Source organism: Pedobacter gandavensis, assembly GCF_032677645.1.
Taxonomy (GTDB): Bacteria; Bacteroidota; Bacteroidia; order Sphingobacteriales; family Sphingobacteriaceae; genus Pedobacter; species Pedobacter gandavensis_A.
On the sequence record NZ_JAVTSB010000001.1, the window covers coordinates 611,265 to 632,667 of the forward strand.

17 protein-coding genes are annotated in these 21,403 nt (G+C 42.0%); 13 read left to right on the forward strand and 4 right to left on the reverse strand.

Annotation, left to right across the window (positions count from 1 at the left end; genetic code table 11):
• The first annotated feature begins 1 nt into the window (after position 1).
• From R2Q66_RS02670 to R2Q66_RS02685, 4 genes are all read left to right on the forward strand, one after another.
• A complete protein-coding gene (locus R2Q66_RS02670) occupies positions 2-1,270 on the forward strand; it encodes a sialate O-acetylesterase (protein ID WP_316746449.1) in 1,269 nt (422 codons plus the stop codon).
• Between the two features lie 97 nt (positions 1,271-1,367).
• Positions 1,368-1,586 carry a helix-turn-helix transcriptional regulator gene (locus R2Q66_RS02675; RefSeq protein WP_316746450.1) on the forward strand — a complete coding sequence of 73 codons (219 nt, stop codon included), beginning with the start codon at positions 1,368-1,370 and terminating at the stop codon, positions 1,584-1,586.
• The gene (locus tag R2Q66_RS02680; RefSeq protein ID WP_316746451.1) at positions 1,583-1,918 is read left to right on the forward strand and encodes a HipA N-terminal domain-containing protein; all 336 of its coding nucleotides are present in this window, start codon (positions 1,583-1,585) and stop codon (positions 1,916-1,918) included. Before R2Q66_RS02675 ends, R2Q66_RS02680 begins: the two co-directional genes overlap by 4 nt.
• A gap of 61 nt (positions 1,919-1,979) precedes the next feature.
• Positions 1,980-2,840: a HipA domain-containing protein gene (locus R2Q66_RS02685; RefSeq protein ID WP_316746452.1), complete on the forward strand. Its 861-nt coding sequence runs from the start codon at positions 1,980-1,982 to the stop codon at positions 2,838-2,840.
• A gap of 93 nt (positions 2,841-2,933) precedes the next feature.
• Here R2Q66_RS02685 and R2Q66_RS02690 read toward each other — a convergent pair whose 3' ends face one another.
• Positions 2,934-4,082, reverse strand: a complete 1,149-nt coding sequence (locus R2Q66_RS02690; protein WP_316746453.1) for a TlpA disulfide reductase family protein — start codon at positions 4,080-4,082, stop codon at positions 2,934-2,936.
• 94 nt (positions 4,083-4,176) lie between these two features.
• Positions 4,177-5,358, reverse strand: coding sequence for a formimidoylglutamase (locus R2Q66_RS02695; protein WP_316746454.1), 1,182 nt, complete (start codon positions 5,356-5,358; stop codon positions 4,177-4,179).
• A 74-nt stretch (positions 5,359-5,432) separates the two neighbouring features.
• On the opposite strand from R2Q66_RS02695, the gene R2Q66_RS02700 reads away from it, so the two are divergent.
• From R2Q66_RS02700 to R2Q66_RS02720, 5 genes are all read left to right on the forward strand, one after another.
• On the forward strand, positions 5,433-6,410 hold the full coding sequence (locus tag R2Q66_RS02700; protein WP_316746456.1) for an NAD-dependent epimerase/dehydratase family protein: 978 nt from the start codon (positions 5,433-5,435) through the stop codon (positions 6,408-6,410).
• A 4-nt stretch (positions 6,411-6,414) separates the two neighbouring features.
• Positions 6,415-7,713 (forward strand): HAD-IB family phosphatase, encoded by a 1,299-nt coding sequence (locus R2Q66_RS02705; RefSeq protein ID WP_316746457.1) that lies wholly within the window; start codon positions 6,415-6,417, stop codon positions 7,711-7,713.
• Positions 7,714-7,722: 9 nt separating this feature from the next.
• A complete protein-coding gene (locus R2Q66_RS02710) occupies positions 7,723-8,685 on the forward strand; it encodes a tryptophan 2,3-dioxygenase family protein (protein ID WP_316746458.1) in 963 nt (320 codons plus the stop codon).
• 120 nt (positions 8,686-8,805) lie between these two features.
• A complete protein-coding gene (locus R2Q66_RS02715; protein WP_316746459.1) occupies positions 8,806-9,870 on the forward strand; it encodes a branched-chain amino acid aminotransferase in 1,065 nt (354 codons plus the stop codon).
• A gap of 98 nt (positions 9,871-9,968) precedes the next feature.
• On the forward strand, positions 9,969-12,089 hold the full coding sequence (locus R2Q66_RS02720) for a S9 family peptidase (protein WP_316746460.1): 2,121 nt from the start codon (positions 9,969-9,971) through the stop codon (positions 12,087-12,089).
• A gap of 72 nt (positions 12,090-12,161) precedes the next feature.
• On the opposite strand, the gene R2Q66_RS02725 is transcribed toward R2Q66_RS02720, so the two are convergent.
• The gene (locus R2Q66_RS02725) at positions 12,162-12,767 is read right to left on the reverse strand and encodes a hypothetical protein (RefSeq protein ID WP_316746461.1); all 606 of its coding nucleotides are present in this window, start codon (positions 12,765-12,767) and stop codon (positions 12,162-12,164) included.
• Positions 12,768-12,769: 2 nt separating this feature from the next.
• Complete coding sequence (locus R2Q66_RS02730) at positions 12,770-14,062, reverse strand: ATP-binding protein (RefSeq protein ID WP_316746462.1); 1,293 nt, start codon at positions 14,060-14,062, stop codon at positions 12,770-12,772.
• 204 nt (positions 14,063-14,266) lie between these two features.
• Here R2Q66_RS02730 and R2Q66_RS02735 point away from each other — a divergent pair, with 204 nt between their 5' ends.
• The 4 genes from R2Q66_RS02735 to R2Q66_RS02750 all read left to right on the forward strand — a co-directional run bounded on the left by R2Q66_RS02735 (position 14,267) and on the right by R2Q66_RS02750 (position 21,359).
• Positions 14,267-15,877: a tetratricopeptide repeat protein gene (locus tag R2Q66_RS02735; protein ID WP_316746463.1), complete on the forward strand. Its 1,611-nt coding sequence runs from the start codon at positions 14,267-14,269 to the stop codon at positions 15,875-15,877.
• A 280-nt stretch (positions 15,878-16,157) separates the two neighbouring features.
• Positions 16,158-18,932 carry a TonB-dependent receptor gene (locus tag R2Q66_RS02740; RefSeq protein WP_316746464.1) on the forward strand — a complete coding sequence of 925 codons (2,775 nt, stop codon included), beginning with the start codon at positions 16,158-16,160 and terminating at the stop codon, positions 18,930-18,932.
• A gap of 57 nt (positions 18,933-18,989) precedes the next feature.
• Positions 18,990-20,243 carry a right-handed parallel beta-helix repeat-containing protein gene (locus tag R2Q66_RS02745; RefSeq protein ID WP_316746465.1) on the forward strand — a complete coding sequence of 418 codons (1,254 nt, stop codon included), beginning with the start codon at positions 18,990-18,992 and terminating at the stop codon, positions 20,241-20,243.
• Between the two features lie 51 nt (positions 20,244-20,294).
• Complete coding sequence (locus R2Q66_RS02750) at positions 20,295-21,359, forward strand: phytase (RefSeq protein ID WP_316746466.1); 1,065 nt, start codon at positions 20,295-20,297, stop codon at positions 21,357-21,359.
• Positions 21,360-21,403: the final 44 nt, after the last annotated feature.

Consider the following 21,403-nt stretch of genomic DNA (forward strand, 5'->3'; position numbering starts at 1 on the left):
CATGAAACAGCACATCTCCTGCTGCCTGCTGCTAGTCATACTAGCTTTTACAGGTTGCCAAACTAAAAGTCCGGAAAAAAAGACTGTCCTGGCCATCCCTGTTTACGGGCAGAGTTTAGCGCTCGGCGAGGAGGCCATCAGAATTACAGATTTTGATACTTTAGCGTCGCTGACAAACCATACGGTACGTACCGAAAATCTGGATGAAAATTTCGGATACCACTCGGAAACACCTTTCAAACAGTGGATAAAGAAGGTGGTCAATGACCAACGCCGCTCTTTTGAACTGTCTGTTTATGGCATGGCGGAAGTGATTGCGGCACACCTGAAAAAAAAGGGCTATGGCGATAGCGTGCTGATTGCTACCTTTCCCGGCGGACAAGGCGCTTCCGGCATCGCTGAAATCAGTAAAGGAACGAAAGCTTATCAAAAGTTCCTGGACGAAATAGCAGGTGCTTATCAAAAGGCAGAGGATAAGGGCTGGAAATTTATCGTTCCTGCGTTCTGTTGGATGCAAGGCGAAGACGATATTGTCTGGGTAAAATCAAAGAATTACAAAAAAGACCTGAAGCAATTCCAGGTGGATTTAAACCGTGATGTGAAGGCCATTACCAAACAGCGGGAAGATGTGGTTTGCGTGACCTATCAAACTAATTGTTTAACGCTTTCGAAGGATTTCGACGAAAACCAGTTCAACAGCAGGGAGACTGCCATTCCACAGGCACAGGTAGAACTGATTACCGGTGACAGCCTGTTTGTAGCCAGCGGACCTACTTACCCGTATTCCTTTGTGGATGAACGCGTACATATTGATGGTATTTCGCAAAAGAGACTGGGTTATCTGACCGGATTATCGGTAATCAGGGTCCTGGAATCTAAACCCGGTATTGGCCTCCTGCCGGATCATTTTAAAATCTCCGGTGATACTGTACTGATCCGGTTTAAGGTGCCTGTACCGCCATTGGTGCTGGATACAGCCGCCATAAAATATGCCGCCAATTATGGCTTTAGCGTAGTGAACTCCAAAAACAAGAACATCCTCCAAAAGGTGCATTTAAAAGACAATGTATTGAAACTCCATTGCAAAGAATCTCCTTCCGGAGCCAGGGTCAGGTATGCTGTAAATGGCAATAAAGAGAAAAGTGGCTTTAAAAATGGGCCCAGAGGTAACCTCAGGGATTCGCAAGGGCAAACGCTTACTGCAACAATCCAGAAAAAGGTTTATCCTTTGCACAATTGGGCTTATCAGTTTGATGTGTTGGTAAACTAACCCCTTTAGGGTATAAATTACCGATTATTAGCATAAATATACCCCATCGGGTATTATTTCTTGATTTTTCGTATATTAGTACCCTAAAGGGTATATCATGAATCCAATTGTAACGTTTATTAAGGCAAAAAGAAAGCAATTAAAGCTCACTCAGGTGGATGTTGCCTTTAAATCTGGCGTCGGTCTTCGTTTTATCAGGGAATTAGAACAGGGCAAAACTACTGTTCGCTTAGACAAAGTAAATCAGGTATTGTATTTATTTGGCAAGCAGGTAGGGATTACAGATATGGACCGCCCGGAGGAGGATGAACTATGATCAGGAAAGCGAAAATACTTTATAACCAGACCCTGGCCGGGTATCTTGAAAAAACAGATGCTGGCTACCGGTTCAGCTATGATCCTGTGTACTTATCAAACCCGAAGGCCAAACCAATCAGCCTCACCTTACCTATTTCTACTTACCCATATAACAGCAGTATCTTATTCCCTTTCTTTGACGGATTAATTCCGGAAGGATGGTTATTAGCTGTCGCAAAAGACTACTGGAAATTTAAAACTACAGACCGTTTTCAACTCCTCGTTACCCTATGTCAGGATACCATCGGAGCGGTTACCGTATTTGGAGAGGAGGAAATGAACGATGAATAAATGCCCTTTTTGTTATCAGGAACTCAGCAAAGGAAGCCACCATCCTGGCTGTTGTAAAAAAATGTTCAACACCACCGAACTTCCGGTACTCACACTAAATAAAGAACTGCTGGATGAACTTGCGAAAGCAACAGTTAACCAAAGAATCGCCTTAACCGGAGTTCAGCCGAAGCTTTCTGTGGAGCTGGAAAATGCTCCCGGAATCGGTAAACGCCTCACGATTGTAGGATTATGGGGAAACTATATTTTAAAACCTCAAAATACGCAGTACTCACAGATGCCCGAAGTAGAAGACCTGACGATGCATCTGGCCGAAATTTTCAAGATCAATACTTGTCAACATTGCTTGTTGGAAGCCTCCGACGGCCAAATGGTATACCTTGCGAAAAGATTTGACCGCCAGGATGGGAAAAAAATCCACATGGAAGATTTCTGTCAGCTGGGTGAATTTCAGACTGAGCAAAAATATGATAGTTCTTATGAACGTTGTGGAAAACTGATCCAAAAGTACTGCACAAACTACGGACTGGAAGTCATGAGCTATTTTGAATTGCTGATTTTCTCTTTTCTATCCGGCAACAATGATATGCACCTGAAAAACTTTTCTATCCTCCATCTGGAAGATGAAATCCAACTTTCACCAGCATACGACCTGATCAATGCGCAATTGATCAATCCAAAGGACAAAGAAGAGGTTGCACTAAAACTAAACGGAAAAAAGAAAAATTTAGGAAGAAAAGATTTTGAAATACTGGCGGAGGTGCTGAAAATTGCGGCCCCTGTTGTTAAAAGAATCTTCAAAAAATATAGCAGGAACAAGGAACAGGTTTTTCAAATGATCGACCAGTCTTATATAAGCGAGGACTATAAAGCCCGGTATAAAACTTTATGGGCAGAAAAAGTTAAAAGGTTAGCAGAATAACATCCGCTTACAAAAAACCATAAAATAAGAATGGCTACCTTTTGGGTAGCCATTGCTCGTTATTCAAAACAGGATTGCTCCTGAACCGTATTATTATTTAGATTTTGCTGCACCAAAAATTTCCGCAAGTTTAGCTTGTAATTCTTCGCCTCTTACATTTTTAGCAATGATTTTTCCAGTTGGATCAATCAGGTAATTTGCAGGGATCGACTGGATACCATAAGTTTTTGCTACTGCATTGTTCCAGAAGTTTAAGTCTGACACATTTGTCCAGGCTAAACCGTCTTTTTCAATCGCATCTAACCAGGCTTGCTTTTGACCCGGACGGTCTAAAGAAACACCAAGAACGGTAAAGTTTTTGTCTTTATATTTATTAAAGGCAGCCACTACGTTAGGGTTTTCCTGACGACAAGGTCCACACCATGAAGCCCAGAAATCAAGCAACACATATTTACCTTTGAAATCAGATAATTTCACTGGCTTGCCATTCACATCATTCTGTGTGAAATCTATCGCCATTTGTCCAGACTGAGTCTTTTTTGCCGCAGCAAACATACCAGCAATATTTTTACCTAAGTCTGTGTTTTTAACTTCCGCAGAGAACTTGTTAAAGATCGGCTCATCTACTGCCGGATCAATTTCTCCTAAACTACCACGGAAAGCTACTAAAGCAACATAAGAAGTTGGGTTAGCGGCAATAAACGCTTTATTGATGTCTTCTAATTCTTTTTGAATCGCTTCATCACGTGCATAAACCGTTTTCATGTAAGCCTCATCTTTACGCTCTTCCGGTGATTTACTACGGTATTCTGCTACTAAAGCGGCACTTTTCGCTGTAACAGCTTTAGTCAGCGCTTTATATTTTGCGTTATCATCATTCACTTTAGAACCTTTTACAGTAGCGTGGATGATAGAATCTTTTACCGAAACAATCTGAATTTCTTTTGGCTCTAAGTAAAACGCCAGGGCATCAGGTGCCACACGTTTTTCAGGATCAACCACATCATTGTTGTGTTTAACAAAGATTTGCGCCTGAGCAATACCCGTTAAAGGACCTTGAAAAGTAAATTTACCACCTACAATCGCAGCGGAATCAGTTTTTTGATCTGCCCCAACTCTATAAGCCAGATAAGCTTTAGCAGGTGCATTTAAGTTTCCTACTTTACCGGTAACCGTAAATTTGCCTTGCGACATACCTGCAATTGGCAATAAGCAAATCGCAGCGATTAGTGTTCTTTTCATTTAATATTGATTTTCGTTAGTTTAAAAATTATAAGGGGGCTATGCTTCAAATATAAGGAAGCCTAAAGATAATAACGCGAGAACTTATGTAAAATTACAATAGCTTTTGATAGGTCCTCCACCATAGATCCGGCATTTCCCCATTTACGGCCATCGTATAATCGTCGTAACGGCAAGGCACTAAATGGTAGCGCTCGTTCTGCGTAATCCCGGATGGGTAAGGCACCTGCATCCACCACCTGTCGGACTTTTTACTCTTCACAAAAAGCATATCTCCGGAGCCATCATTTAAGCTGGCACGGTAAATCAGGTATTGCGATTTCGGAGTCAGTGGGAAATCTTTTTTGCGGTTATAAAAGCCCTCTATGAAGTACCAGACCATTTGTGCGAGTAATAAAGCCGTTTGTCCGTTCTGGTCAAAGGCCGGATTAAACTCATAAAAACCGATGGAAGTCAGCTTATCGCTCATCCCTGCATATCGGGTAATGCGGCAAGCCTGTTCGCCATAAAAACCATTCGGTCCGGCATTGGCATTGGCCACGGCATCAGAAGACCTGATGGCCCCGATATCAAAACTAATCATGTTCGCATTGCGGATAATCGGCTCCGTTAAAGTGATGTCATTGCTAAATTCTCCCAGTCGGTGGGCATCAAAATATAACTTACTCATGACCTTCAGGCTGTCCTGATTCACAAAATAAGTCTGATAACCCACATTACTGAAGTTAAACAGGTAATTGGGTTGGTGTAATAATATTTTATTGAGATAGGTATCAGATTTTGCGGCAAGTCCTTCCTGGTCTTCTTCGTCCAGGTCAAATTTACTGTCTACCACCACAAGGTCTACCTTTTGCTCCAGACTTTCATAAGCCAGATATTGCGGGTAGGTCAGGTCTTGTCCGCCGCCCATAATAACCGGAATTATGTTGAGTTTGATCAGTTCCCCAACCACCATTTTTACGGCGATATAGGTATCAGAAATGGAAGCACCAGGTTTGATGTTTCCAAGGTCGATGATTCTGCTTTCAAAAGCACCCTCATGTAAGGCATAAAACTGGGCCCTAAAGTAGTCCGGACCAAGCCCACAACCCTCATTATTTACCGCAGCACGGTCGTCCAGTACGCCAAAAATGGCAATATCGTATTGATTTTCGCCAAGTTCCGGAAATTTATCGGTGTAGAATCCGACCTTTAAACCTAGCTGACTGGCATAGAATCCTTGTTTCGGTGCAAATTTATCGGGGTTGACTGCTGAAAAAAAATCTGATAATGACATATTGTATTATAAAGGTATGTGTCAAATATCTATTTTTGAGATCATATTTTAATGAACATCCTAAAAATAATAAAATGATATTGGTTACCGGTGCTACTGGATTTTTAGGGGCAGAATTAATACATCAACTTACGGGACAAGGGGTTAAGCTCAGGGCATTAAAGCGGGAGCATTCTGTGATTCCGGCCTTATTGAAAGACAATACCCTGATCAGCTGGGTTGTTGCAGACCTGAACGACTTTTCTACCCTGGAGGATGCTTTTGAAGGCATTACACAGGTGTATCATTGTGCAGCAATGGTTTCTTTTGATCCTAAAGACAAAGCAAAATTACTGAAAGTAAACATTGAGGGCACCAGCAATGTGGTGAACCTTTGCGTAGAAAATCAGGCCAGGCTATTGCATGTAAGCTCTGTTGCCGCTTTAGGGAATGCTAAAAAAGGCGCACTGATTACCGAAAAAGATTTCTGGGAATACGACTCCAAAGCACATAGCTATGCCATCTCCAAATATGAAGGAGAAATGGAAGTCTGGCGTGGCATTGCCGAAGGACTGGAAGCTGTCATCGTTAATCCATCGGTGATTATTGGTGGCGGTGCTGGTTTTGAAGGTAGCGGCGCGATATTTAAGCTGGTCAGAGATGGCCTTTCTTATTATACCAGAGGGGCAACCGGATTGGTAGATGTGGAAGATGTGGCCAAAAGTATGGTCGCTTTAATGAATAGTAACATCAGCGAAGAGCGTTTTACCATCTCTTCGGAAAATTATAATTACCAGCGTTTCTTTGCGGAGATCGCGAAGGGTTTTGGCGTTAAAGCGCCTTCAAAAGAGGCCAAACCATGGATGCTGGGCATCGCCTGGAGGGCTGCAAAACTGGCTTCTATTTTTACCGGAAAGCCTGCTGCCTTAACCAGTGATGCCGCCAGAAGCAGCCTGAATGAAAGTTTATACAGCAATAAAAAGATAATTGATACGATTGGAATAACCTTTAAACCCTTAGATCAGAGCGTGGCAGAAACTTGCCAGGCCTTGAAACAGGTTTCACTTCATTAAAATTATGAACCAGAAGAACATTTACATCATTGATTTCGACAGCACCTTTACCCAGGTAGAGGCATTGGATGAGCTGGCCCGTATCTCCCTGAAAAAGCATCCGGATAAGGAAGCTATCTTTAAAAAGATTGAGGATTATACCAACCTGGCCATGGAAGGAAAACTTTCTTTCGGCGAGAGCCTGGCGCAAAGGGTAAAATTATTGGAAGCTACAGAAGACCATCTGAAGCAACTGATTACCCGTTTAAAGAAAAAGGTGTCTGCCTCTTTCTCCCGTAATGCGGATTTCTTTAAGAAACATGCGGATGAAGTTTTGATCGTTTCTGGTGGTTTTAAAGAGTTTATCACCCCTGTGGTGAGCCAATATCACATCAAAAAAGAAAATATTTACGCCAATACATTTGTCACCACAGGCGATGGTAAAATCATAGATTACGACCATTCCAATCCTTTAAGTGAGGAAGGTGGTAAAGTGAAATTAATGCAGCAGCTGAACCTGGAAGGTAATCTTTATGGTATCGGTGATGGCTATTCTGATTTCCAGCTTAGAGAAAGCGGACTGATTAAAAAGTTCTATGCCTTTACGGAAAATATTTCCAGAGAAAGCATTGTTAAAAAAGCAGACCATGTAACGCCAAGTTTCGACGAGTTTTTATACGTTAACAACTTGCCAAGGGCGATTTCATACCCTAAAAACAGAATCTTATGCCTGGTGATCGGGGATGTAAACCCGGAAAGTATCGCCCTGCTGAAAAAAGATGGCTTTTCTATCCGTCATAAAACCTCATTTGAAGAGAAATATATTGCCGATGTACACATGTTGTTATTGGCTGATGGCGAGAAACTAAGCCTGGATCAATTGACCAGAGCGGAGAAATTAAAGACCATTGGTTACCTGGGACAATCGAAAAACAAAATCGATCTGGCTACCTGTACCAAACAAGGTGTGGTGGTATTTGACGATTTAAAATCAAACCCAAGAAATCTGAATTTCATTCCTAAGCGAATGATCGACTTTATGAATACAGGAACTACTCATTTGAGTAATAACTTCCCTAACCTACAGTTGCCAAGGATTGAGAAATCACACCGTCTGATCCATATTCACCAGAATGTTCCTGGGATTATGGCGAAGATCAATACCGTATTTGCGAAACACGACATTAATATTGTCGGGCAGTTTTTGATGACCAATCCGGAGATCGGATACGTGATCACCGACATCAATTCTGAATACGACAAACAGGTTTTTAAATCGTTGAAGAAAATTGAACATACTATTAAATTCAGGGTATTGTATTAGTAATTCATCATGGAACTGACCCCACAAATTAAAGACAAACTGGACAAGCTGCAGGAAAAATATGCAGCGATGGGCCAGGATATGTCGGCCTACCTGGACGGTTTACTATATGCAGATTTCTTAACGTATTGGGATTACATTCATTTGGATACGCTGCTCAGTTTGCAGCATCCTAAAACCTCCTTCCCGGACGAAGAAATCTTTATCATGTACCACCAGATTACAGAGTTGTATTTTAAACTTTGTTTACACGAATTCAACCAGATTGCCGCCGCCAAAGAAACACTAACGGTTACGTTTTTTACCGACCGCGTGAAAAGGATCAACGCCTATTTTACGGCTTTGGTTTCTTCTTTTGAGGTGATGGTAAACGGCATGGAAAAAGAACAGTTTCTTAAATTCCGCATGTCTTTACTACCGGCAAGCGGTTTTCAATCTGGCCAGTACCGGATGATAGAAATCTGTGCGACGGATTTTATCCGCCTGGTGGAGAAAGATAAAAGAGAACAATTGAAAGATGCTTCCATTGAAGAGCAGTTCGAAAATATCTATTGGAAAGCTGGTGCTACAGAATTGGCTACCGGTAAGCAAACGCTCACTTTAAAGCAGTTTATCCATAAATATGCAGCGCAATTTTTACAATTGGTGAAAGACCGGAAAGAAAGTAATTTTTCTGCACTTTACCATCAATTGAAAGATCAGGGACAGGATGTCAGCGCTTTAGCTGATGAGCTGAGAAAACTGGATCTTTTTGTGAATGTAGAATGGCCGCTTTCTCATTATAAATCCGCGGTGCGTTATCTGGAAAGAGATCCGGTAGATATTGCAGCAACCGGCGGGACCAACTGGCAGAAATACCTGCCTCCACGTTTTCAAAAGAGAATATTCTACCCTTTCCTATGGACGGAAGAACAAATCGAAGAATGGGGTAAAGGCTGGGTAATCAATGTGCTGAAAGACCTGCGGGGATAAGCCGGGTAAACAAGGGAGCTTAGTGTATCTTAAACACCAATAAGAGCCCTTTTTAAATACAAATAAAACGAATAAGCGTGGCATTTTTTATTAGATTTGCCTACAGAAATACGAATTGAAATGAACGAGACACTGGATATAACCATCACGAAAACTCAACAAAGCAGACTAACTGTAACAGACTTTTCACAACTTCCCTTCGGAAAGGTGTTTTCCGACCACATGTTTATTGCCGAATATGAAGATGGCGCATGGAAAAACTTACAGGTTCTTCCTTATGGCCCGATTCCAATGAGCCCGGCAATCTCTGCCCTTCACTATGGACAGGCGATTTTTGAAGGCATGAAAGCGTACCGTCAGCCAGATGATACGGTTAGTGTTTTCAGAGCGGACAAGAATTTTGAGCGTTTTAATAAATCAGCAGCTCGTATGGCGATGCCAGCGATTGATGAGGATGTTTTCATGAAGGGTATTGCAGCCCTGATCGATATTGACAAAAACTGGGTACCTAACCAGGATGGTTATTCTTTATACATCCGTCCGGTAATGTTCGCTACAGATCCTTACCTGGGTGTTAGAGCCTCAGATAAATATACTTTCTGTTTGTTAACGACTCCAACAGGTCCTTACTACAGCAAAGCTTTAAAAGTAAAAATTGAAACTGAATATACCCGTGCAGACGAAGGTGGTGTAGGCTTTGCCAAAACTGCTGGTAACTATGCGCGTTCGTTATTCCCGTTTGCGGAAGCTACGAAAGCTGGTTTCGACCAGTTAATCTGGACTGATGCCGTAACGCATGAGTTTATCGAAGAAGCTGGAACAGCGAATCTGATCTTTGTGATCGATGGTAAACTGGTAACGCCTTCGGTAAGAAGTACGGTATTAGACGGCGTAACACGTGATACGATCATCAAACTTGCGAAACATGCAGGTATTGAAGTGGAAGAAAGACGTGTGAGCGTGAAAGAAGTGATTGAAGGTATTGAAAACGGTCGTTTAACAGATGCTTTTGCAGCTGGTACTGCCGCTACAGTAACGCCAATCGGTGAAATCGGTTACGAAGGTAAATTGTATACTTTAACAGATCCTGCTACACGTACCATTTCTTCGGGTATTGCAAAAACATTAAATGACATCCGCTACGGACTTGCTCCGGACGAATTCGGATGGAATTTCATCTTGTAAATTTACAGCACGTTGCTGTAAATAATTTTTGTGAGGCGCCTTTGAACCAGGGCGCCTTTTTTTTATTAGGTTTAGTATCAACATTAACACACAATTAAATGAAAAAAACAGTACTTATCAGTTTAGCGGCATCGTTTTGCTTCAGCTATACGGTACAGGCACAGCTGAAGAGGTTGAGCCAGGAACAAACCATGGGCAGAGCGCTATCCTTAACCCAGCCGATGAATATGGTCAATGGCTGGTCGGACGATAACCATTACATTGAAATGGATGCTACCGATCGTAAATTATACGCGGTAGATGTCAAAACAGGTGCTAAAACACCTTATACGCCTGCTCCAAAAAGCAATGTAAATGTGAACATCAGAAACAACGATGTTTTTATTCAATATGGAAAAGAAGCCGCAAAACAACTGACCAACACTAAAGCAGAAGAAAAGAACCCTACCCTATCTCCGGATGGTAAATACATCGCCTTTACCCGCGATAACGATTTATATTCGGTAGATGTGGAGACTGGAAAAGAAACAAGATATACAACTGATGGTACCGATGTGATTTATAACGGTTGGTCTTCATGGGTTTATTTTGAGGAGATTTTAGGTCGCCCAACAGAATATAAAGCCTTCTGGTGGTCGCCGGATAGCAAGAACATTGCGTTCATGCGTTTCGATGATACTAAAGTTCCGATGTTCCCGATTAATGGTTCTACCGGTCAGCATGGTTATGTAGAGAAAACAAGATACCCTAAAGCTGGTGATCCAAATCCGGAAGTGAAAGTAGGTTTCGTTCCTGTTGCCGGTGGCACAGTGACCTGGGCAGATTTCAATGAAAAAGACGACCAGTATTTTGGTACGCCTTACTGGAGCTTTGATGGCAGCAGCCTGATGGTGCAATGGATGAACCGCGGTCAGGATAACCTGAAATTCTATTCGGTGAACCCTGGTACCGGTAGTAAAAAAGAGATTTATGACGAAAAACAATCTTCCTGGGTTGACCTGGATTATGATGGTCGTATCGAATATTTACAAGATAAAAAACACTATATCCTGAAAAGTGATAAAACGGGTTGGGCACATTTTTACCTGTATACTTTAGCAGGAAAGCTGATCAACCCGATCACTTCCGGCAAATGGCAGGTGACGAGCTTAGTTCATGTAGACGAGAAAAACAAAGTTGTTTATTTCAATGCCCGCAAAGAGGCTTCTACACGTTCTGATTTTTACCGCGTAGATTACAATGGTAAAAACCTGAAAAGACTGACTTTCGGTGAGTATACCAACCAGATCCAGCTTTCGCCAAATGGCCGTTATTTCATTACCACTTATTCTAATGTAACGACGCCACCAAAGCGTACTTTATTAGACAATACGGGTAAGATTGTAAAGGAATTGGGCAACAGTAAATCTGCTGATTTCGCACAGTATAACTTCGGTAAAACGGAAATGATCACCATTCCTACGGATGATGGTTACCAGTTACCAGCAGTGATTACTTACCCGACAGATTTTGATGCGAACAAGAAATACCCGGTGATCATGAGTATTTATGGTGGCCCAAATGCCGGTACGGTAACGAATACCTGGAAAGGTACAGCGCCTCAGTACTGGTCTAATGAAGGGATTATCCAGATCGCAGTAGATCACCGTGCTTCCGGTCAGTTCGGTAAAGAAGGTGTCGCTTTAATGCACCGTAACCTGGGTAAATGGGAAATGAAAGATTATACTACCGCAGCAAGATGGTTGAAAGCGAAATCTTATGTGGACAACAAAAAACTATTGATCACGGGTCATAGTTATGGTGGTTACATGACTTGTATGGCTTTAACCATGGGTGCCAATGATTTCGATTTCGGGATTGCAGGTGCACCGGTTACGAGCTGGGAGCTGTACGACAGTCATTATACGGAACGTTTCATGGATACGCCACAGGAAAACCCTGAAGGTTATAAAAACGGCTCTGTGTTGACCTATGTTGATAAATACAAAGGTTTATTGCGCATCATGCATGGCGATATGGATGATAACGTGCATATGCAGAATACCATTCAATTAGTAGACAAGCTACAGGATGCGAACAAGCATTTTGAACTGATGATTTATCCTGGTGGTCGCCATGGTTGGGGTGGTAAAAAAACGCCTCATGATAAAGCGGAAAGAATCCGTTTTTACTATGACCACTTGTTAGAGAAACCAGTTCCTGCTGATTTGTTGAACTAAGGTTTGTAAAGGAGTACATTTTCTAGGATCGTACTTCTCCAAAGAAAATTAAATGAGAAAGGCCCTGGATGTTTAAACGTTCAGGGCCTTTTTATTTACCAGGGTAACGTTAAGCAATTTTTCCAGTGGGATTAACTCGCTTGCAGCATGGCTACGAATGGTTTCCAAATTCAGAGATGGAATAAATTTAATGGTTGGAGTTCCTTTAATGTAAAGCTTATTACCCTTTTTAAATAACTTCTTCAGTTTATCATTTCCATCCTTCCCTTCTGCGCGCTTTACCGCTTTAATCTTCAAAAACTTACAAATCCCCGGAAGATCGGCAAGGAACCAGTCCTCTAACATCCGACTTGCTCTGACTTCAACAAACGAGTGAATTTTCAGTTCAGTTAGTCTTGTTCTTACTTTCTCCCAGTTAACAGGGGGCCGTTTTGCAAAGTCAAATACATCGGTATCATAACAACCTGCAACCTTAACATCCTTAGGGCTATTTGTATTGAAAATATCATTCTGCAATTTCAGGATCATTTTGCTTTCGAACTTGCCTATTCCTTTGACATTAATGATCTTAAAGGAGACCATTTTACTTCCGGACTGCGCTTTATAATATTGAAGCAACGCAGTATAAAATTCCTTTTCCGTTTCTCCCTCAACGAATAGTACTGCGAGAATTGCCATAATTAATCACACAATTCATTAAGTAAATCCGACTCCCCCATCGCGCTGTCAATCATTTCGTCAAAAATAAGATCCCCCATAGAGATTCCTACTTCGGCTGCCATTGCGGCTACTTTCTTCATTTTGGTCTTTTTGATCTTTCTGAACGTGGCTAAACCTTTTTGATTAGGAACACCGATACTAATCTGATCAGTGCCCAGGTATTGTAATAGGTACGGAGAATGACTGGTGATCATGACCTTCGTATGCTCCAGTATACCATCCAGAATTTGTAAAAGCTTTTGAAGCAGGCCAGGATGGATGGAGTTTTCCAGTTCTTCAAAAGTAATTAGCGGCACTTTATTAATTTCTGCGGCAACCGCCATAGCAAGCACATAGAACATTTTTTGTGAACCGGAAGACAATCGATGAATCGAGGTATATTGATTGGAATTGTGTTCTTTGATACGTACATCATAGATTTTCTCTGGAAACTCTACCGGAACATTCAACCGCTTCCGCTCTGTCTCCGATCTGAAATCAATCTCTATTGGCTCGAAGTATTCCAGAGCAGGTAATAGTGTTTTAATGGAATCGCTAAAGATCTCATAAAAAGGAGACTTTAGTTCCAGGAGACTATACATAAAAAAAGCAACATCAGATTCCGTGGGCACTTCCAGTGAATAGGCTGTTTTAACCACATCCTTCCCTACTTTTCTAAAGAATTTATCCGGATGGTCTAGTGTATTCACATGAAGTACGGAGATTTGATTCACCGCTTCCAAAACCGGCAGATAAAAGAGTTCATCATAATTCAGGAGCTTATTGATGACCAATTCGCCTGGTTTAATTTTAACCGCTTTATCACAACGACCCGAAGCTGTAGGCAGATATAATGCCTTATCAAATTCTCTACTGATATACGTTTTGAATTTGGGTTCAGATTTAGACATCTTAACCTTTAGAAACTCGGATCTGATTATTTTCCCTGGCTGTGTTTGACTTTTAATCCAGTCGAATGAAAAGCCGTATACTACAGTTTTCGGATCCTTTTTAGGCCCGATCTCGAATTCGATCTCAAAATCAAAAGGTAATTCATCGTTATGGATATTATTTGGAATGTAGGGCTTAAAAGCCATCATGCCGTCCTTCTTAGCAGAACTTGCTGTGATAAAATCAATCGCAAAGTCGATTGCGGCAATCACATTCGATTTCCCGTAATTATTTAAAGCCACAAGTGCATTAAATTTTGACAGTTCCAACTCAAAACGATCAAGGTTCGCCAACCCTCCAACCACAACCCTATTAATTACCATACGAAACAAATTACAACGTTTAATACGCAAATATAACTATATGCAGTCACATTTGAGTAAATACGAAACAAATAAATTCACATTAAACATAATCACAACAAAGAAACTTCCATATTCATGACTTAGATGAAATTCATGCTTATTAAGCCCCCCATTCTCTCTCATTTAACAATACCTTAACATCAGGCCCGTTAAATTTAGGATGTGAAACAACATACTACCTTAGCATTCCGCAGCCTGATAGGCACAGCCCTATGTTTTGCCTTATTTTACGCCTTTCCAACATTTGCAGGGAGGCCTCAAAAACCGATCAACCCACTGGTAGATACGCTGATTCAGAAAACACCAAACACGGCTTTTCTGCAGCTAAAACAACGCTTAAAAGAGGCGGTAAAAAAAGAAGATTTCCTGACAACAGGCCTATGTTACCAACAGATTGGCGCCCTGTTTTACTTCCAGGCAGCCTATGCGCAGGCCATCAATTACTATTATAAAGCGGATCAGGTTTTCCGCCAGGAAAATGCCTTGCCACAGCTTGCCGGAAACCTGAACAAGATCGGGGAAGCCTATTACTATGTGCGTCAGTATCGCATTGCACTCGAAAAATTCCAGGAAGCGCTAAAGTTATATCAGCAATCTGGAAACACAAAAGGGATCGCCGATTCCTATGGCCTCATCGGGCAGACTTACGAGAAAACCCAGAACTACCCCGCAGCCATGAAATACCAGCAACTGGCCTTAGCGGTGTACCATAAAGAAAAAGATAAACAGGGGATCGCGAAGATTTATGAAAACATTGGAAGCATCTATGAAGACAAACCCCATCTAGATTCCGCATTGAAATATTATACCCTGGCACTCGATGGAAACATCAAAGAAAAGAACCTGCAGAGCCAGATTGAAATCATCAATAACATCGGTGATGTATACCGCAAGACCGGCCGCTATCCAGAGGCTTTAACCTATACAAAGCGGGCTGAAGGCATGGCCAAGGCCATGAACGACCAGTATCAACTCAGCAGCGCTTATCGCGATCTTTCCAAAACTTTCGACCTGATGAAGCGTTACGACAGCGCTTACCATTACAGCGAACTGGGCCGCGATATCTTCCTGAAAATATTTACAGAGGACAATAATAAACAGCTCGCTCTGGTACAAACGCTGTTTGAAATTCAGCAAAAAGATGATGCCATTGCCAAATTTGAACAGGAGAAATCTACCGACCGGATTTTACTGATTGCCACCATCCTCATCATCCTGTTACTCCTTTGTCTTGCCGCCAGCATCATCAGCAGGCAGCGACTGAAACTGCGAAATGAACAACAGCTCAACGAGCAAAACCAACGTTTATTTGAAACACAGAATGAAGCCATCAAAGATGCTTTAGAACTGAAAAGTAAGGAACTCACCAATACCACCCTGCATGCCATTCAAAGCAATCAGTTTTTAGAAGAGCTCCGCAGCACCATAGAAGCCCTGGTTAAAGACGACAAAAGAGACCAGAAAAAAGCCTTGCAGCAATTGATTCAGCGCATCAACCAGAACATCAATCAGGATCAGCACTGGAAAGATTTCAGCCGGATGTTTGAACAGATTCACCAGACATTTTTCGACCATTTGAAGGCGCATTGCGATGACCTTACGGCCAATGATATTCGCCTCGTGGCCCTGATTAAAATGAACCTGAGCTCAAAAGATATGGCCGTTCTTTTTGGCATTTCCCAGGACAGTTTACGCGTGGCAAGGTACCGTTTGAGGAAGAAACTGAACCTTCCACAGGGAGAAAACCTGAGTACTTTTATTCAGACTTTATAATGGTTTTCAGGGAAAAGCTACTGATTAACAATTTCTTAACATTACACTAATCAAATGGTAATGGCGATTCCTGTTACACAAAATCAACTCATTTTCAATAAGTTAAATAATCCATGTTCACGCTGTATGCGTTTTGTTTCCCTACCCGGTAACGCTGTATACATTTTGTTTACGGTCATAATTTCCAGACTCGCTAGCCGATATTCACTTTTGAGGAACGTTAGCAAAAACAAAAAAATCACCACAGTAAAAAAACAAACACAACAAAATTAATCAGAAAATGAAGACACTATTACCCGTTCTTTTTTGCCTATTATTTAGCATTACTGTCGCACATGCCTCAGGCCTGAAAGGTTATGTTTACGACCAGCAAACCGGAGAAGCCATGATCGGTGCATCCGTACAACTGGAAAATACAAAACTTGTTGTTTTAACCGGTTTAGATGGTTCCTTTGAATTCAAACACCCTGCTGCCGGAACGTATAACTTAAAGGTATCGTACTTAATGTACAAAACCTTACTTAAACAAGTAGTGGTTCTAAAAGAAGACAATCCGGTACTGAAAATTTACCTGGCCGAAAGCAATGCCAAGGCATTAAGTGAAGTTTCAATTTCTGCAAAGGGAGACGGTTCTTCTGAAAAAACAGCCAGAAGGATTGAGCAAAAAGCCTTGCAGCTGGTCAATGTGGTTTCCGGCAGGGCCATGGAAATCTCGCCAGACCTAACCGTTGCCAATGTGATTCAACGCGTTTCCGGTGTATCTGTAGAAAGAAGCAATAGCGGCGATGGCCAGTATGCAATTCTTCGCGGAATGGATAAACGTTACAATTACACCCTGGTTAACGGGATTAAAATCCCTAGTCCGGATAACAAATACCGCTATGTACCTTTAGACATTTTCCCTGCGGAACTGTTAGAAAGATTAGAAGTTTCTAAAACACTGACCCCAAATATGGAAGGTGATGCCGTTGGTGGTGTGATCAATATGGTGATGAAAGATGCACCCAATAAATTAAAATTTGATGTCAATCTCGCCACTGGTTACAGTCAGATGTTTATAGATCGCGGCTTTACTTCTTTCGGCCATAGCGGCATCAACAGCAAATCCCCATACGAACAACACGGGAAAGATTATAAAGCAACACCACTGGATTTCCCGACAGGAATGGTGGATTATAAAACCAAACATCCGGCACCAAATGTAGTGGGTGGTTTATCCATCGGACAACGTTTCCTGAACAATAAATTAGGGGTTTTACTTGCCGGAAGTTACCAGAACACTTACAGAGGTAGCAACAGTACCTTTTACAATTCCAGTGTAGTGGCGGCCGCAAATAAGGTAGGTACCATTATGAGTAAGGATGAAAGACAATATTCTGAGCAGCAAAAGCGCTATGGTGCCCATGCTAAACTGGATTACACCTTCAATAAAGACCATAAGCTGAGTTTATACAATGCTTATGTAGATTTGAACAGCTACCAGTTGCGCGATTCTAAAGTAACAGATTTCAGTACAGATTATGATCCGGAAAAAGGAAATGCCAAGCTGAACTTTGCCACCCGTTCCCGCTTTACGGAGCAACAGATCTACAACACCACTTTACAAGGTGATCATCAGCTGATTCCGGAAAGGCTAAAAGTACGCTGGTCGGCAGTATATTCTGCGGCTAAGAATGAGGTTCCAGATCAGAGTACCATCAATATATTAGGAGTTCGTGAGAACTTTGTAGATCGCAAAACTTTTGTTCCTGCCATTGGTGATGCCCATACCCGCCGTTGGGAACGCAGCACGGAAGAAGATAAAGCCGGTTACCTGGACATCGATTATACCCAGCCTATCGGGGGGATTAACGTGTTGTTCAGTGCCGGAGGAATGTACCGCGATAAACAACGCAGCAGTTTCTTCAATCAATATACGCTGACTGCCAGCAATCCAAACACCTTATTTGGCAGAGATTTTAACAATTATACGGAAATTGCCTGGACAGTTAAAAACCCAACAGGAGCCGTTGATAATTCCCTGACTTATGATGCTGCTGAAAAGTTAGCCGCAGCTTACGGGATGTTCAACTTTACGGTAAAAGACTTACAGGTAGTTGGCGGACTGCGTATGGAGCATACGGATCAAAGTTATATGATGTTATTTCCAGGCGCACAACCTCGCCCGGATGGCAAACAAGTTTATACAGACCTGTTGCCGAGCATGAACTTAAAATATAAACTGACTAAACATCAAGCCCTTCGTGCTTCTTATTTCCGCTCTTTAAACCGTCCGGGTTTCTATGAACTGGTTCCGGGAATCGGAGTGGTTCAGGATGACTATAAAGAAAGAGGAAACCCTGATTTGAAACGTGCTATTGCGGACAACTTTGACATTCGTTATGAGTTGTTTCCAAACAGTACAGATCAATTGATGGTGGGTGCCTTTTATAAAAACATCGAAAACCCGATAGAATACAGCTTTCAGCCAGACGCTATCCGTCCACAGGACACGTATTATATGCCAGGGAATTTCGGTAATGCGAAGAACTACGGATTGGAATTAGATTACATCAAGTTCATTCACAAGTTCGGATTTAAAGCCAATTACACCTATACCCATTCTAAAATCACCACGCCTAAAACATCGAGAATGCGTGATGAAAATGGCGACCTAAAGCCAATCATAGTGGATCAAAGCAGACCTTTATTTGGCCAGTCGGCACATATTGCTAACCTTTCCCTGCTTTTCAAAGACAGCAAAAGCGGCTGGGATGCACAGGTAGCAGGTTCTTACACCGGTCCGAGGATCAATACCGTTTCTCAGTTCTTAGACAATGACCTGTGGCAACAAGGTTTTGTACAACTGGATCTTTCCGCAGAGAAAAAGTTTAAAAACAACCTGAGCGTATTTGTGAAAGCAGGAAACCTGTTGAACACGCCATTAAAGTTGTTCATCAAAGGCACCAATACGGAAGCCAATGGCAACACCGGAACAGAATATGACGGCAAAACTTTGATCCGTAACGACCACTATCAGCAGACTTACTTATTAGGCCTTCGCTATAAATTATAAGCGCTTTCCTAAACACATTTGATCATTTGACCATTTCATAAAAATATAAAGACCAAGATGAAAGCAACAAAAATATTGATGGGCCTGACGGTATTATTAGTCGGATTCAGCAGCTGCAAAAAAGCCAATAGCGATGTAGATCCGGATACTGGAAACGGCTCTGCCATTGGCGAGGTTTCCGGCATCTGGAAAAGAGGAAGCACGCAAATTATTAAAGGGGATATCATTATTCCGGAGGGGCAATCCCTAACTATTGAAGAAGGTGTAACCGTACTTATGGATACGCTGGCTAAACCTGAAATCATTGTTAAAGGAAACCTGTATGCCGAAGGTAGTGCAGAATTTCCGATCAGGTTTACCATTCCTGAGGGCTCCAGAACAGAAAAAAATAAATTCGGCAGGTTATGGGGTGGCATTCTGGCCGCACCAAGCTGTACAGAATTGCTCTTGAACCACACGATTATAGAATATGCAGGCTCAACCACCACTGACGCTTCTACTTCGGTAAAAATGAGCCTCTATAAAGCGAAAAGCGGTGAGAACTTACCGGCAATCTGGTTCTCCAATGTGAATGGAAAACTGGTGGTCACGAACAGTATTTTCAGAAACCTACAGGAAGATTGCACCTATATTGAAGGTGGAAAGATCATTTTTTCGAACAATCAGTTTTATACCACAGGCGTAACCGGTGGTGAGGCGATCAACCTGAAATCCGGATGTCTTGCCGATGTTTCGTACAACCTGGTTTACAGCACCAATACCAACGCTTTGAAACTTTCTAACAGTGGCGATAGAAACCCACAGACTTTTGTAGTGGCTTACAACAATACGTTTATCAATACCGGATGGCGCAGACCTACCGCTAAAGGAGGCTCTATCTGGATAGAAGCTACGGTTAGGGTAAACCTGATGAACAACCTTTTCGCCAATACGCGTTTTGGGATCAAAAGAGATGCTAAAAACCCGGAAGATGCACGTTCTTTAATTAGCAACAACCTGTATTATGGCGAAAGTCAGCTGACCGTAGATCAGTTTCAACCTTCAAAAGATATTGTTGCAGGTACTAATGATATCATTGGAAAAACTGCCGGATCAAATGATCCTAAGTTCCTGAATTATCCGGTAACTAATCCCGTGGACAACCCTGTTTTCAATACCGCATGGAATTTCCACCTGAACGCTGGTTCTCCGGCAATCGGTAAAGGAAAGACGGATTTTTTCCGCCACCATGCCGCAGGATTAACCCTGAACGGAAACCTTTATACCTCCCCTGCTCCGGCAAATTATATCGGCGCTTACGGTACCAACTAATCTGATAAAACCTGATTAATCAATTGATTTTAAATACTAACGAAAACTATAATGAACAAACCGAATTTCATCCTTTCTGTTGCCGCTTTACTCCTTACCCTTCATGTTTCCTGTTCTTCTGTACAGAAAGATCCTCATGCGATAAAACCACTATACACTTCTGATCCGGTACAGTTTGATTCAGACGATCCTGCCATTTGGGTAAACCCGGCAGATTCTTCCCAATCTTTAGTGATTGGTACCGATAAAGACGAAAACGGCGGCCTTTATGTGTACGATTTACAAGGAAAAGTGATCAAAGATAAGGTGGTGAAAGGTTTGAAAAGACCAAACAATGTGGATGTTGCTTATGGATTAAACCTGGGCGGCAAGAAAACAGACATCGCGGTTACCACGGAAAGAATGACGCATAAACTTCGTGTATTCTCTTTACCGGATATGAAAGCAATCGATAATGGTGGACTGGACATGTTTGAAGGAGAAGATAAAGAGATGTACCGCGACCTGATGGGCGTTGCGATGTATACCGATCCTCAGGGACAGATTTATGCGATTGTTGGTCGTAAGACCGGTCCGGCGGATGGTTATTTATGGCAGTATTTACTGGAAGATGACGGCACAGGAAAATTAAAAGCCAGCTTAAAGAGAAAGTTCGGTAAGTATAGCGGTAAGAAAGAAATCGAGTCGATTGCGGTAGACAATGAGTTGGGCTATATCTATTATTCGGATGAGCAGTTTGGCGTAAGAAAGTACCATGCAGATCCTGCAAAAGGAAATGAAGAACTGGCGCTATTTGCGACCACCGGATTTAAAGAAGATAATGAAGGAATCAGCATTTACAAAACCTCTGATTCTACAGGCTATATCCTGGTGTCAGATCAGGCAGCAAACCATTTCCAGGTGTTTAACAGGGAAGGTAAATCGAGTCCGCATGACCATCAATTGATCACCAGCATTCCGGTATCCACCAACAATAGCGACGGTTCGGAGACTTACTCGAAGCCTTTAAATAAAGACTTTCAACATGGTTTATTTGTAGCGATGAGCGATGATAAAACCTTTCAATATTACCGTTGGGAAGACCTTGCCCAAAAGTTATTAAACGTTAACAAATAGGGTTTATTTAAACGCTGGCGGCAGGCAATTCCCGGTCTGCCTGC